This is a genomic window from Xanthomarina sp. (genome assembly GCF_035306705.1).
Taxonomy (GTDB): Bacteria; Bacteroidota; Bacteroidia; order Flavobacteriales; family Flavobacteriaceae; genus Xanthomarina.
In genome coordinates, this window is sequence record NZ_DATGNO010000176.1 from 16746 (window position 1) to 30002 (window position 13257).

General features: G+C 35.2%; 10 protein-coding genes. 7 read left to right on the forward strand and 3 right to left on the reverse strand.

The genetic code is table 11. The features are described from left to right. Window positions 1-54 precede the first annotated feature (54 nt). The 5 genes from VKY47_RS14110 to VKY47_RS14130 all read left to right on the forward strand — a co-directional run bounded on the left by VKY47_RS14110 (window position 55) and on the right by VKY47_RS14130 (window position 4786). Window positions 55-1152, forward strand: coding sequence for a fatty acid desaturase family protein (locus tag VKY47_RS14110; protein WP_324313484.1), 1098 nt, complete (start codon window positions 55-57; stop codon window positions 1150-1152). Window positions 1153-1196: 44 nt separating this feature from the next. Continuing rightward, a complete protein-coding gene (locus tag VKY47_RS14115) occupies window positions 1197-1439 on the forward strand; it encodes a cold-shock protein (RefSeq protein ID WP_324313485.1) in 243 nt (80 codons plus the stop codon). A 166-nt stretch (window positions 1440-1605) separates the two neighbouring features. Next, window positions 1606-2937: a DEAD/DEAH box helicase gene (locus VKY47_RS14120; protein WP_324313486.1), complete on the forward strand. Its 1332-nt coding sequence runs from the start codon at window positions 1606-1608 to the stop codon at window positions 2935-2937. Between the two features lie 5 nt (window positions 2938-2942). After that, entirely contained in the window at window positions 2943-4256 is a 1314-nt protein-coding gene (locus VKY47_RS14125) for a DEAD/DEAH box helicase (RefSeq protein WP_324313487.1), read from the forward strand. 80 nt (window positions 4257-4336) lie between these two features. After that, entirely contained in the window at window positions 4337-4786 is a 450-nt protein-coding gene (locus VKY47_RS14130; protein ID WP_324313488.1) for a KTSC domain-containing protein, read from the forward strand. A 103-nt stretch (window positions 4787-4889) separates the two neighbouring features. Here VKY47_RS14130 and VKY47_RS14135 read toward each other — a convergent pair whose 3' ends face one another. From VKY47_RS14135 to nrfH, 3 genes are all read right to left on the reverse strand, one after another. Beyond that, the gene (locus tag VKY47_RS14135) at window positions 4890-8042 is read right to left on the reverse strand and encodes a cytochrome c biogenesis protein CcsA (RefSeq protein ID WP_324313489.1); all 3153 of its coding nucleotides are present in this window, start codon (window positions 8040-8042) and stop codon (window positions 4890-4892) included. A 63-nt stretch (window positions 8043-8105) separates the two neighbouring features. Further along, window positions 8106-9602: an ammonia-forming cytochrome c nitrite reductase gene (gene nrfA, locus VKY47_RS14140; protein WP_324313490.1), complete on the reverse strand. Its 1497-nt coding sequence runs from the start codon at window positions 9600-9602 to the stop codon at window positions 8106-8108. A 12-nt stretch (window positions 9603-9614) separates the two neighbouring features. Beyond that, the gene (nrfH, locus tag VKY47_RS14145) at window positions 9615-10214 is read right to left on the reverse strand and encodes a cytochrome c nitrite reductase small subunit (RefSeq protein ID WP_324313491.1); all 600 of its coding nucleotides are present in this window, start codon (window positions 10212-10214) and stop codon (window positions 9615-9617) included. A 577-nt stretch (window positions 10215-10791) separates the two neighbouring features. Between nrfH and VKY47_RS14150 the strand changes: the two genes are divergently transcribed. Continuing rightward, window positions 10792-12189: a nicotinate phosphoribosyltransferase gene (locus VKY47_RS14150; protein ID WP_324313492.1), complete on the forward strand. Its 1398-nt coding sequence runs from the start codon at window positions 10792-10794 to the stop codon at window positions 12187-12189. Between the two features lie 55 nt (window positions 12190-12244). After that, window positions 12245-12850, forward strand: coding sequence for a bifunctional nicotinamidase/pyrazinamidase (gene pncA, locus VKY47_RS14155; protein WP_324313493.1), 606 nt, complete (start codon window positions 12245-12247; stop codon window positions 12848-12850). Window positions 12851-13257: the final 407 nt, after the last annotated feature.

Consider the following 13257-nt stretch of genomic DNA (forward strand, 5'->3'; position numbering starts at 1 on the left):
TGTTTTAAGCTTTTGGGGTATTAAATGCCACAAATCAATAAAACAAGTAGTACTATGGAAAATCCAAAGTTTTCAAGAGTAACTGATAACGATTTTTCAAAAACGTTAAGAAGTCGAGTTAATTTATATTTCAAGGAAAATAATTTGAGCAGAAAGGCCAATGCCAATATGGTTTTAAAAACCATATTAATGTTGTCTTTATTTTTTGTACCATTAATCATACTCTCCACTGGTTTGGTTACTAGCGCTTGGTTGCTTTTTACTTTATACATTATTTGCGGATTTGGCATGTCGGGAATTGGAATGGGAGTGATGCACGATGCCATTCATGGTGCATATTCGAAAAATAAAAGAATCAATACCTTATTGGGTTACACTTTTAACCTTATTGGTGCCAGCGACAAGGTCTGGAGGATTCAACACAATGTCTTACATCATACATATACAAATATTGATCATGCAGACGATGATATAAATACCCCGTTTTTTCTACGCTTTTCACCAAATGGCAAACATCATTGGTCACAACGATTTCAATATATCTATATTTGGTTCTTTTACGGAATCTCTACTTTATTCTGGATAACAGCTAAAGATTTTGTCCGCTTAACCCGTTATAACCGGATGGGCCTGTTGCCAGAAAAAAACGAATTCACCAAAGGAATCCTTAGTATTACGGCATGGAAACTATTTTATTATTCCTATGCTTTGATACTTCCAATGATTATGGTACCTTTATCCTGGTGGATTATTTTACTTGGCTTTTTAAGTATGCATGTGGTAACAGGCCTTATGGTGAGTTCCGTATTTCAAATAGCACACATTATGCCTGAAACCGATTTTCCATTACCTAATGAAAAAGGAATGATGAAAAATGAGTGGTACAGACATCAATTTGAAACTACTAGTAATTTTTCACCCAAAAGCAAACTCTTATTTTGGCTGATAGGAGGGTTAAATTATCAGGTAGAACATCATGTTCTTCCAGATGTTTGCCACGTACATTACAAAAGCCTAACGAAAATAGTATCTGATACGGCCAAAGAGTTTGGCATGCCATATCATGTCAAAACAAGTGTTTATCAGGCTTTAAAAGATCACACCAAAATGCTTCGAGCACTAGGAAGAAAACCCGCGATAAACTTGACATAAGAAGTATTGCACAACACTATTTATTAAACAAAAACAGAACAAAAATGATTAAAAAAATATTAAACAAATTAATTAGAACTAAAAAAGTAAATCAAATGAAAGAAGGTACCGTAAAATTTTTCAATAATGCCAAAGGTTTTGGTTTTATTACCCAATCCGATTCAGAAGTAGATGTATTTGTACATAAAAATGATCTAATCGATCAAATTCGCGAGAATGACAAAGTAACCTTTGAAGTAGAGCAAGGTGAAAAGGGACTTAATGCCATAAATGTTAAATTGGCCTAGTCAACTAGTATAAAAGCCCATTTAAAGCTATCATTTTTTGATGGCTTTTTATTTTAAAATAACAAACATATTGCAGATAGTAAATTCCGATTAAATCATTTATTAAAATTATTTGATCGGAAGCGCTTCTTGTAAAACTGTGATTATCTTTGTTGAAAATTATTAGATGTCAAAAACATTTTCAGATTTAGGGATTCATGAACATTTACTGCAAAGTTTAACTGCTTTACAGATTTCTGTTCCTACAGATATTCAACAAAAAGCAATCCCAGTACTGCTCAACCAAAAAGAGGATGTGGTTGCCTTAGCAAAAACAGGAACCGGTAAAACGGCCGCCTTTGGTTTGCCACTATTACAATTAATAGATATAAAATCCATAGATATTCAAGCGGTTATACTAGCACCAACGCGAGAATTGGGACAGCAAATCTATCACAACTTAGTCTCTTTTGCTTCTCATAGCCCAGAAATTTCAATAGCAGCAATTTGTGGAGGAATTCCAATTAAGCCACAAATAGAGCGCTTGCTATCAACTACACATATCGTGGTTGCAACTCCTGGGCGTTTGGCCGATTTAGTAAGCCGAAATGCCATAAACATCAAAAACATCTCTTATTTTATTTTGGATGAAGCCGATGAAATGGTGAGTGCTTTAAAAGAAGGTCTAGATAGCATTATCAAAGAGATTCCTAAATCCAGAAGAACCTTGCTTTTTACTGCTACCATGCCGGGAACCGTAAAACAGCTGGTTCAAAATTATATGTCTAAAAATGTCATTCACATTGAGGCAGATATGTCAACAGTGGGACATCAAGGAATCGATCATCAATACGTGGTTGTAGAACCTATAGAAAAGCTAGACGTATTACTTCATTTTTTAAATTCTAAAGAAGGAGAAAGAGGCATTATTTTTTGTAAAACCAAAGCAGCTGTCAATAAATTAGCTAAAAACCTAGCTATTAATAAATTTTCTTCTGGAGCGCTTCACGGAAGTTTAACCCAAGGGATTCGCGATCGCATTATGGGTCAATTCAGGGAAGGCTATATAGATATTCTAGTCGCTACAGATTTAGCAGCGCGAGGTATTGATGTTAAGGAAATCTCATACGTTGTTAATTACCATTTACCGGATACTTACGATGCTTATGTACACAGAAGTGGACGTACAGCTAGAGCAGGAGCCAAGGGGTTTTCTCTAACTATTTTACAAGAAGAGGAAGTAGCAGATATTGCCGACTTTGAACAAGAATTAGGCATTAGCTTCAAAAAGTTTCAAAAAGCAGATGCCCTCAGCATTGAAGAAAACAACGGTTTGCTTTGGGCGAAAAAAATCTTCAAAACAAAACCAAATCGCCATATTTCTGAAACATACAAAAACAAGATAACCACCATCTTTCATCACTTAACCAAAGAAGAGCTGATCGAAAAAATATTGGCCGATTATTTAGCACAAACAAATATGGGAAACCCACAAGCTGAGAAGGCAAAAAAGAAATAATTTTTATGGCAAGTAACATCAAAGATCAGCAAGACATTTTATCAAAATTAAATATTCATGAGTTAAATCCCATGCAAGAGGAAGCTATTTCAGTTATTGAAACAACTACAAATACTGTCTTGCTTTCTCCTACAGGTTCCGGGAAGACCTTGGCTTTTTTATTGCCCATTATAGATCTCCTAAAACCAGACTGTACAGATGTGCAAGTGCTTATATTAGTACCTTCAAGAGAATTGGCCATACAAATTGAACAAGTAGCTCGAGATATGGGATCGGGTTTTAAAGTGAATGCTGTTTATGGGGGCAGACCTATGTCTAAGGATAAAATTGAAATCAAACATGTGCCTGCTATTTTAATAGGAACTCCAGGAAGAATTGCCGATCATTTTGAAAACGAAAGATTTTCTTTGGCAAGTATAAAAACCCTAGTATTAGATGAATTTGACAAATCGTTAGAAGTAGGTTTCGAACAGGAAATGAAACGCATTATCAGTCAATTACCTGCTTTAAATAAACGCATTTTAACCTCTGCAACTCAAGGAGTTAAAATTCCGGGCTTTGTAAGATTGGATAAACCCACGATTATCAATTATTTAAATGAGGAAAAACATTCGAAATTAATTATTAAAACAGTCATTTCGCCAACAAGCAATAAACTTCCCGCCTTATTGAATTTGCTTTTACATCTTGGAAACCAACAGGGCATTGTTTTCTGTAATTTAAAAGACAGTATAGATTTGGTAAGTAGATATCTAGAAAAAAACAAGATAAGTCATACCTGTTTTTCTGGTGGAATGGAGCAAAAAGACAGAGAACGTTCTTTAATTAAATTTCGAAATGGCACCAGTCAGATTTTAATTGCAACCGATTTAGCTTCAAGAGGAATAGATATTCCAGAAATGAATTTTATTATTCATTACGAGCTTCCTTATGCTTTAGAAGAGTTTACACATAGAAATGGCAGAACGGCTAGAGTAAACTCAAAAGGGACTGCTTACATCTTAAAATGGGAGGGCGAAGACCTGCCTGCATTTATTGGTAAACCAAAAATCGAAAATATTTCCAAAAAAGCACCTGTGAAACCCCAATTCTGGGAGACTCTATTTATTTCAGGAGGAAGAAAAGATAAAATCTCTAAAGGAGATATTGCGGGATTGTTTTTTAAAGAAGGAGGTTTAACCAAAGACCAGCTAGGAACTATTGAATTAAAACAGGATTGTGCTTTTGTGGCAGTTCCTCTTAGTATTGCTGGGTCGTTAGTTGACAAATTGAACAACAGCAGATTGAAAAAGAAAAAAGTTCGTGTAAGCATTTTGTAGTTGTTTGTTTTTTTATGGGTTAGGATAGTTATTCATCTGAAAATAACATGTACTTTTGCGCCCTCAAATAAAAATTTGATATGAAGCGCATAAATGAATATAAAAAACTCTTTGGAGTGGAAAACGAAGTCGAATTAAAGACTTTGAAAAAGAGTTACCGTGATTTAGTTAAAGAATGGCATCCAGATAAATTCCAAAATGGAGATGCTTTACAGGAAGAAGCTGAAATACAAAGTAGAAAAATTATCGATGGCTATCATTTTTTAGTGAGTATGGCACCAGAAACCATTGAAGCTAATTTAGGAGACTACACAGAGACAATTACCAATTCTGGAATTGCAGATTACACCCATAAAGGTTTATTGATGGAAATTACCTTTCTAGATGGTTCCACCTACGAATATTTTGGTGTTACCAAACAAGTCTATATTAAAATGATTAATAGCGATAAGGTGAACCGTTTTGCCAAACGTAATATTTATCCTAATTACACGTATAGAAAAACAAAAAGAAGCTTGGAAGAAGCTTAACCAAATAAATTTAAAGACCTTAGAAGCACATTTGATAAAATAGCAACTAAGGTCTTTTTTTATTTTACACTTTTAATTTCCATTCAGAAATTAAACATTTTCATTATCCTACTCTCTTTTTAAATTTCCGAACTCTTATAAATGCTATAATAGCTACAACAATTACAACCACAGTCAATATATAAATAAACTTCGGAACTGGTATAGGGTCTCCTGCTGCGTAACTATGTAAGCCTGTTAAATAGTAATTCACCCCAAAAGAAGTCATAATAATAGATCCAAAAGCAAAAACACTTGCCGTGTTCAAAGTATAGCGACTATTAAGTGCAGGAACAAATCGTAGATGTAATACAATGGCATATATAATAATGGAAATTAAGGCCCAAGTTTCCTTAGGATCCCATGCCCAATAACGCCCCCAGGATTCGTTTGCCCAAACCCCTCCTAAAAAAGTACCTATAGTTAATACAAATAGGCCTATGGTCATAGAAATCTCGTTAATGTAAGTGAGTTCCTTAATTCGAACATCAATTTTCTTAGCGCTACTTTCAGTTTTAATAATCATTAAGATTAATGCCATAAAGCCCAAAACAGCAGATAACGCCAAAGGCGCATAACTACTAACAATTGTAGCCACATGAACCTTTAACCAAAATGACGATTTTAAAACAGGCATTAAATTGGTAATCTCTGGATTTAACCAATCTAAATAGCTTACAAATAACAAAGATCCAGAAAACAAAGTGGCTAAAGGCAAGGAAAAATCCGATTTTCTAAAAGTAAGTAAGCCACAGAGCATAAGTACCCAAGCTACAAAAACCATCATTTCGTAACCGTTGCTCCAAGGTGGATGCTGCCCTATATACCAACGTAACAAAATGTTTCCTGTAAATACCAAGAAACTGATTAATGCTATTAAAACGAGGAAATTCCAAAGAATATTTACAAGTCGTTTTTGTACAAATATTTTTGAAAGGGCCAATACCAACATGATTAATCCAATGGTGAAAAAGGTTTGGAACAGCCAAAAGTTCAAATTCATTTGGTTATACCACAATTCGGCTTCAATTCTTTCTTGGGTAGGGATAATGTCCTTGCCTAAGGTACTTTGGTAAGTATCTATATAGGAAAGTTTATCTGTAGCTTCAGCCCAATTTTTGGAAGCAATATCATTAAAATAGGTTCTAGTAATGTTTTGAACAAAACGGCCGTCTTCTACTGGAAAGTCATTAAAGTGATGGTTATAACTAAACCAAGTATCCTTGTCATCTAGACTATTTGGAAAAATTTTTAAATAATTTCCTGAGAAAATATTAAATAAGATATTAAAACGCTCATCTACTTTAATAACTTCCTTATCAAATTCGTTTTGCTCGGCAGGTTTTTTTGCATGGGCATCTTCTACCATTTTGGATAACACATAATCTCCATTTGGATTAATTAAATGATCGAAGGAGATATATCCATCTTTAGTAATTTTAAGAGGCTTAAAATAATCACCTCCTTTTCTGGCATCTATTTTAATAATAGGTATTTTTTGCCAAGCTCCAGGTGAAACGTGCATAGCCAAAAACACCTGATTGGCATCCAAACTTATTCTTTTAGCTTCTGCTTTATAGGTGAAAGTTGATTTGCCATATATTTTTCGTAAAAACTCTGAAGCTAATGTATGGATAGGCTTAATTCTTCCGTCTATATCTTGAACTAGGATTCTTCCAAATAAATCGGAATGTTGTTTGTCTATTTTTTGTGCTATAACCAATTCAGTAACAGATGGTATCGAATCCTTTTGCATCGCTGGTTGAGCAAAAGTGTCAAAAGAACTTAATAAGAAAAGTAGTAGGAAAGGGGCGTAATTTTTTATTTTCTTGAGTTTTTTAGTAATTGTCGTAAAACGAGTTCTTTTTCCAAAGAGCGTAAAGAACATCCCAATCGTTAAGAATAGGTAGCCGATATAAGTGGTAACTGTGCCTAAAACGTCATGGTTTACAGCTAGAAGTGTTCCTTTTTCATCGGTGTCGTAACTGGCTTGATAAAAACGAAAACCACCATAATCCAATACATTATTCATATAGATTCGAAATGGCATCTCGGTCTCACCATCTATAACGGTCACCTCGCTAGCGTAGGAAGATGGACTTTCAGAACCAGGATATCTTTCCAATTGAAAGTCATTTAATTTCACCGAAAATGGAATTTCAATCGGCATGGCACCGTAAGAAAAACTGAGGTTTATATTATCTACTGTGGTTTCATGGGTGGTAGGCAAAAATCCTTTTCGGTACAAAAGCATCACTTCCTCGGTTTTGTCTCCAATACTAACGTTTAGTACTACTGCATCGTCTTTTGTGGGATCGTTGTCTTTTGGTTTTTCTGAAGTACTTACCAATTTCATGCTTCCATACTCGTGATAAGATAACGGGACAAAAGATAAATCACCGTGTCTATACAAGGTTTTAAGACTCATATTCTGAAGAGAATCTCCTTTAATTACACCTGCTTTTTGATCGGCCATTACAAAGAAATCGAGTGGGTGAGGCGCCCAGATTTTAAACTGTCCGTCTGTTTCAATAATATTGATAATTCCTTCTTCTTGGGCTTCAAATCCTACTTTATGTTTTTGTGGTCCAATAATTTCCACTTCTCCTTTGTTTAAAAAAAGAGTTTCCCTACCGTTGCCAGAAGTCACAACCATTTGCAACAAAGGTGTTCCCTTTTTAGGATCATCCACAATTTCAGGTAAAGCATCGGCAACAAACTCCTTTAAGGAAATGGTAATGGGTGTATCTTCAATATCTGTGTCTATAGAAAAGTTATTATTATTTAAAGGGGAAAACTCCATCTTTTTTTGAAGATGCCTAGTTTTATTTCCGTTTGAAATATGAACTTGTAAATAATTTTTATCTGAAATAATGGTGCTGGAACTTTGCCCTTCCCGAATACGCATAATTCCTCCGTAGGAATCATATCGTGTAATTCCCGCACCAATAATTATAACAATAAATGCCAAATGAAAAAGAAGCACTGCCCATTTTTCTTTTCGCCATAAATTATACTTAAAGGTGTTGGCTAAGAAACATAGTGCCAAACCAACCATAACCAATTCAAACCACAAAGCATCATAGATTTTAATCCAAGCGGTATCTGTGCCAAAATCATTTTCAATAAAGGTGGCTGCGGCCATGGAAACAGCAAAGATTAGAAGTAAAACTAAGGCTAGAACAGAAGACGAAAAGAGTCGATAAATATATTTCATAGAGAGGAATAGGGCTTAAATAAGCCGTTAAAGTTTTTTTAAAACCGCGTTTGGCGCAGAATTTTAATTGGCGCTTACTACTTTCTTTGAACCCATTTTAGCTTCACGCTCTTTGGCTTCTTCTAGCCATTTTGGCAAGACGTTGGTTTTAAATTCTTCTTTCTCTTCTCTAAGTTTGTCCATATCGAGACCTATATATTTTTGCGCTTTCGCTTTAGTAGAAATATCTGGCATTGCTACAGGGTCGTTATGACCTAAAGTTGCTAAAAGACGCACTAACATAACACGTGCTTCTTGTGCTTCTGCAAGCCCGCTACCTAATACCCGACCTATTTCTACAGGTGAATGGAAGGAAGCACCATGAGAAGCAGCAGTATAATCCCAACGCCATTGTGCGTGACGAATACTCATAAGTATATCTTTCATTTGTTCGTTAGTGGCACCAAGTTCCCAAGCTTTTCCTGCTTCAACATGTGCTTTCACCAAGACATCTTCTAATTTAATTCTGTTTTCATTGGCTTTTCGTTGTCTGTCATATACATTGGCTATAAGTTTATCTGTTTCTTCTCTATGACATACCTGACAAGAATTGGCTACATTATTTAAAGGCGATTGTAAATGGTGATCGGTAAACTTTTGTCCGCCTTCACTCTTATAAGGCATGTGGCAATCGGCACATGAAACACCACGATCGGCATGAACTCCTGTAAGGAAGATTTCATAATCTGGATGCTGCGCTTTTAACATAGGTGCTTTACTAATAGCGTGTGTCCAATCTGAAAAACCAATGTCGTCGTAATATTTTTCCATGTCCTCAACCGAAAATCCGTTTTCCCATGGGAAAGTAAGGTAACTAGTACCTTCATGACCCGGTTTGTTTTTATTAAAATAATATTCTACGTGACATTGCGCACATACTAATGAGCGCATTTCTTGGTGGGTTGACTTGTTGATATCTTTACCCATTGCTTGAAAAGCCTCAACCAGTGCAGGTCTAGTAATACGTAATTTCATACTTGTTGGGTCGTGACAATCTGCACAACCAATTGGGTTGACCACTTCAGAAACATTTTCTGCCCAAGTACCAGCATAAAACTCTCCAACTCCATGTTCGTCCATCAATCGAGGTACGTCTGGACCTTTACATGCCCAGCAAGTAGCTGGCATTGGACCATCTTCTTTATTTTCTGGAGCTCCAGAACGCAAAGAGTTATGAAGATCGTCTATGGCATAAAAGTGACCACGACCTTGATTGTAGTCTTTTGAAAAAGCATATCCTGCCCAAAGCACAACCATTCTAGGGTCTTCTTTAAGCATATCAACTGTTGCCGACCCGCCTTGATACGAGGCAAATGAAGTATCTGCTGTTTGCATATAGGATTGGTATTCCCGAGGATAGTTTTTGCCCCATTCCTCATTTCTTGGCTCATTTTTGCCAATTTCTACATTGGGCACATATTTGTATTTGGCCTCATTTTTCCTATTAATAATACTTGATGCGAGTAGTCCTAATAAAAAGACCACTACAATTGTTACGACGAAGAGAACTTTGTTTTTCATATTTGTTGAGGTTTATTGTGCTTCCATTTCTTTTGCCAACCATTCCGGGATTACCATTTCATCTTGATCGGTAGGTAAAGGGGCAATATTATATTTTACTGTGGATAGGCCGTGTATACGACCATGAGGTACTTCTTGATGACAAGACCAACAGGCTCTTTCTGTACGATTTTCTTTATGATTATCAAGCCAGCCATCATACTTAACTTCTGTAACTTGCTGAATGTGACATCTGATACAGTTGTTTTGAACAACTTCTTCTGAAGCTTCACGCATGGTAATAACATCTGGCTCTGCCCTAGCTGTAAAAACAGCCGAATGGTACAAACCATCTTTAGCTTTAAAATAATAAGAGTTAAAAATATTGTCTTGTGGAACATGACAGCCATTACAAGAAACCCATTCTCTGTGGGAACTATGCATCCAACTATTATATACAGGGGTCATGACGTGACAGTTTACACAGGCCTGTGGATTATCTGATAAATAGGAAACAACTTCAGCTTCTCTCATTATGAAAAACCCTAATCCCATCACACAAGCAATTGCGAAAACTGCAAATGTGCGCCAAGAGGAGCCTCTTTCTGGAAGTATTTTAAAATTAAACTTCATATTACAATGAATTGTGAGTTAAAAATAGAGAAATGAATTTTAACGAAAGGTGAGAATAATCATATTCCTACTAAAGATGAAAAATAATAACAACAAATAAGATGAATATCTAAATAAATAATTTAGTTGAGATGTTTTGTAATACTTGAGACAAATAAGTGTAACTAACTATAAATCAGTATTTAAAACAATGTTATGAGATGTTAATATGAGATTTTATTATGGATATAACGTATCATATCCATGTGATTTGTAGCTATTTGGAATCTCTCTAAAATACTTTATATATTTGAAAGCCGCTCCTAAAACGCAATTTTCAATTAAAAACCTAGCTCTTTTAGATAGGAGGGTTTTTAGGAAATCCAACTGAGAATATGTTTAAAACTTTATTTAATGGTTTTTATATAACGATAAAATGAATAACTTTTAGCAAAAAAACTTTTAACTTGGTGACATAATATTTACCAGATTAATTTCGCGGTTTTTAAAGGGCTTTTTATTTAATTATAACTAAAGAAAGCACATAAATTTTTGAATATTTTAACAGAATTAGAACTCTAAATTAAAACAAACTCTTATGCAAATTACAGCTGCTTATACAGATCTTTATCAACTTACCATGGCGCAAGTCTATTTTAGAACGAAACCATCTGGAAGAGCGGTTTTTGACTATTATTATCGAAATAATCCTTTTAATGGTGGATATTCAATTTTTACTGGACTAGAGGATGTGTTGGACATTCTTGAAACACTCAAGTTCTCAGTTTCAGATATCGCTTATTTAGAACAACACGGATTTGAAAAAGATTTCCTGGATTATTTAAGGGATTTTCGTTTTCGCGGTGCTATTTATTCTTGTAAAGAAGGGGATGTTGTATTTCCAAACCGTCCCATTTTACAAGTAGAAGCTAATATAATAGAAGCGCAGATAATTGAGACTTTTTTACTGAATATGCTCAATTTTCAAACGCTCATTGCTACAAAAGCCAGCCGAATACGCTACAGTGCAAAAAAAGAAATTCTATTGGACATGGGCTTACGTCGAGCCCATGCAACTGGTGGATATTATGCATCAAGAGCGGCAGCAATTGGTGGCTTTGACGGTACTAGCAATGTAAAAGCAGCTGAAGATTATAACATTCCATGTTCAGGAACCATGGCGCACTCCTTTATACAAAGTTATGAGGATGAATTACAGGCTTTTAGGGACTTTGCAAAGTGGCGCCCAAAAAACTGCGTGCTTTTAGTTGACACCTTTAATACGCTTAAAAGTGGATTGCCAAATGCCATGATTGTTGCTAAGGAAATGGAGAAAAAGGGAGAACAATTATTGGGCGTTCGATTAGACAGTGGCGATTTGGCGTATTTATCAAAAAAAACACGAAGGATGTTGGATGATGCCAATTTGGACTATGTAAAAATTGTAGTCTCTAACCAGTTGGATGAATATGTTATAAAAAGTCTTAAGGAGCAAGGTGCGCCCATTGATATTTTTGGGGTAGGAACAAACCTAGTTACAGGAAAACCTGATGCTTCCTTGGGTGGTGTTTATAAATTATCAGAATACAATGGAGAACCAAGAATCAAACTTTCTGAAGATATAATTAAGGTGTCGCTGCCTTACAAAAAACAAGTGTATAGAATGTTGGATGAAAATGGGATGTTTTATGGAGCCGATGCGGTGGCACTATTTAAGGAAGAAAAGGTAACCGAAATGGAACATGCATTCGACGCTAATAAAAGTTTAAATCTCAGTCGCTTTACTCATGAACCTCTGCTTGAAAAGGTGATGGAACATGGTAAAAAAGTAAATTCACCACGATCTGTGACTGAAATTGCCAGCTATTCGCAATCTCGATTAGAAAAACTTCCCGACGAATATAAACGGTTTCAAAACCCACACATTTATAAAATAGGCCTTAGTACCAAACTCAAGCAAGAACGCGATAAGTTGGTTCAAAAACATAAGTTTTAAATTTGATATAAAACGAAGCAAATTATACCAATATGATCAATAAAAAAAGACAACTATGAAAACCCTCCTTATAATTGATGTACAAAACGACTTTATGCCTGGCGGATCGCTTGCTGTTCCCAATGCAGATGAAATAGTACCAGTAATCAATAGCATACAACATAAATTTGATCTCGTGGTTGCCGCTCAAGATTGGCATCCTCAAGACCATGTAAGCTTTGCTTCCAACCATAATGGAAAAGCCAACTTTGAAGAGGTTGAGATGCATGGAAAACCACAAACTTTGTGGCCAGATCATTGTGTGCAAGGAACAGAGGGAGCTCAATTTCATCCCGATCTGGAAACTCAAAAGTGGGAAGCGATTTTTAGAAAGGGAACAGATAAGGAAATAGACAGTTATAGTGCATTTTACGACAATGGTCATTTAAAGTCTACTGGATTGGCTGGTTATTTAAAAGAAAAGGGTGTATCACAACTATTTCTATGTGGTCTTGCAGCAGATATTTGTGTGTATTTCTCTGCATACGACGCTTTTAAAGAAGGCTTTGCATGTTTCTTTATTGAAGATGCATCGCAGCCATTAGATTCAGAAGCTTTTAAGGAAATTAAAAAGAAGATGGAATATCTAGGAATTCAAATCATTTCCTCAAAATCCATCTAACACCTATTTTTAACCCGGTTCTCCTTAACATCAATCGCTTTAAGTGCGGCATTTTGGTTAAGTAAAATTTCTTCCAGAAACCTGATAATAGAAATAATTTTTCTCTGAAATATTTTTAGTATATTTATAGACAGTTACTTAGGAGTTTTTAAAATAGAATCCAAAAGTTAATAGTCCTAAGCTAATTTTTAATATTCAGCAAAGTAAATGACTTTGGAATTAATTTCTATAAAGTTTATGTTCTCAAAACTTATAGAGTATAGAGGAGGTTTTTCACCTGAATATAGTACGATCCAAATACTCTGAATACGGAAGTATTCAGATATTATCTTAAAGTTTCTATCAAGTTAAAATAGTAGGACTTGATTCCAAAAGGGTTGGGATTAGATTCGAAAACACAAAAGTTA

What these genes read in the sequence shown, in the direction of transcription:
- VKY47_RS14110 (WP_324313484.1), top strand. Translation starts at nt 55, where the DNA reads ATGGAAAATCCAAAGTTTTCAAGAGTAACTGATAACGATTTTTCAAAA.
- VKY47_RS14115 (WP_324313485.1), top strand. Translation starts at nt 1,197, where the DNA reads ATGATTAAAAAAATATTAAACAAATTAATTAGAACTAAAAAAGTAAAT.
- VKY47_RS14120 (WP_324313486.1), top strand. Translation starts at nt 1,606, where the DNA reads ATGTCAAAAACATTTTCAGATTTAGGGATTCATGAACATTTACTGCAA.
- VKY47_RS14125 (WP_324313487.1), top strand. Translation starts at nt 2,943, where the DNA reads ATGGCAAGTAACATCAAAGATCAGCAAGACATTTTATCAAAATTAAAT.
- VKY47_RS14130 (WP_324313488.1), top strand. Translation starts at nt 4,337, where the DNA reads ATGAAGCGCATAAATGAATATAAAAAACTCTTTGGAGTGGAAAACGAA.
- VKY47_RS14135 (WP_324313489.1), bottom strand. Translation starts at nt 8,042, where the DNA reads ATGAAATATATTTATCGACTCTTTTCGTCTTCTGTTCTAGCCTTAGTT.
- nrfA (WP_324313490.1), bottom strand. Translation starts at nt 9,602, where the DNA reads ATGAAAAACAAAGTTCTCTTCGTCGTAACAATTGTAGTGGTCTTTTTA.
- nrfH (WP_324313491.1), bottom strand. Translation starts at nt 10,214, where the DNA reads ATGAAGTTTAATTTTAAAATACTTCCAGAAAGAGGCTCCTCTTGGCGC.
- VKY47_RS14150 (WP_324313492.1), top strand. Translation starts at nt 10,792, where the DNA reads ATGCAAATTACAGCTGCTTATACAGATCTTTATCAACTTACCATGGCG.
- pncA (WP_324313493.1), top strand. Translation starts at nt 12,245, where the DNA reads ATGAAAACCCTCCTTATAATTGATGTACAAAACGACTTTATGCCTGGC.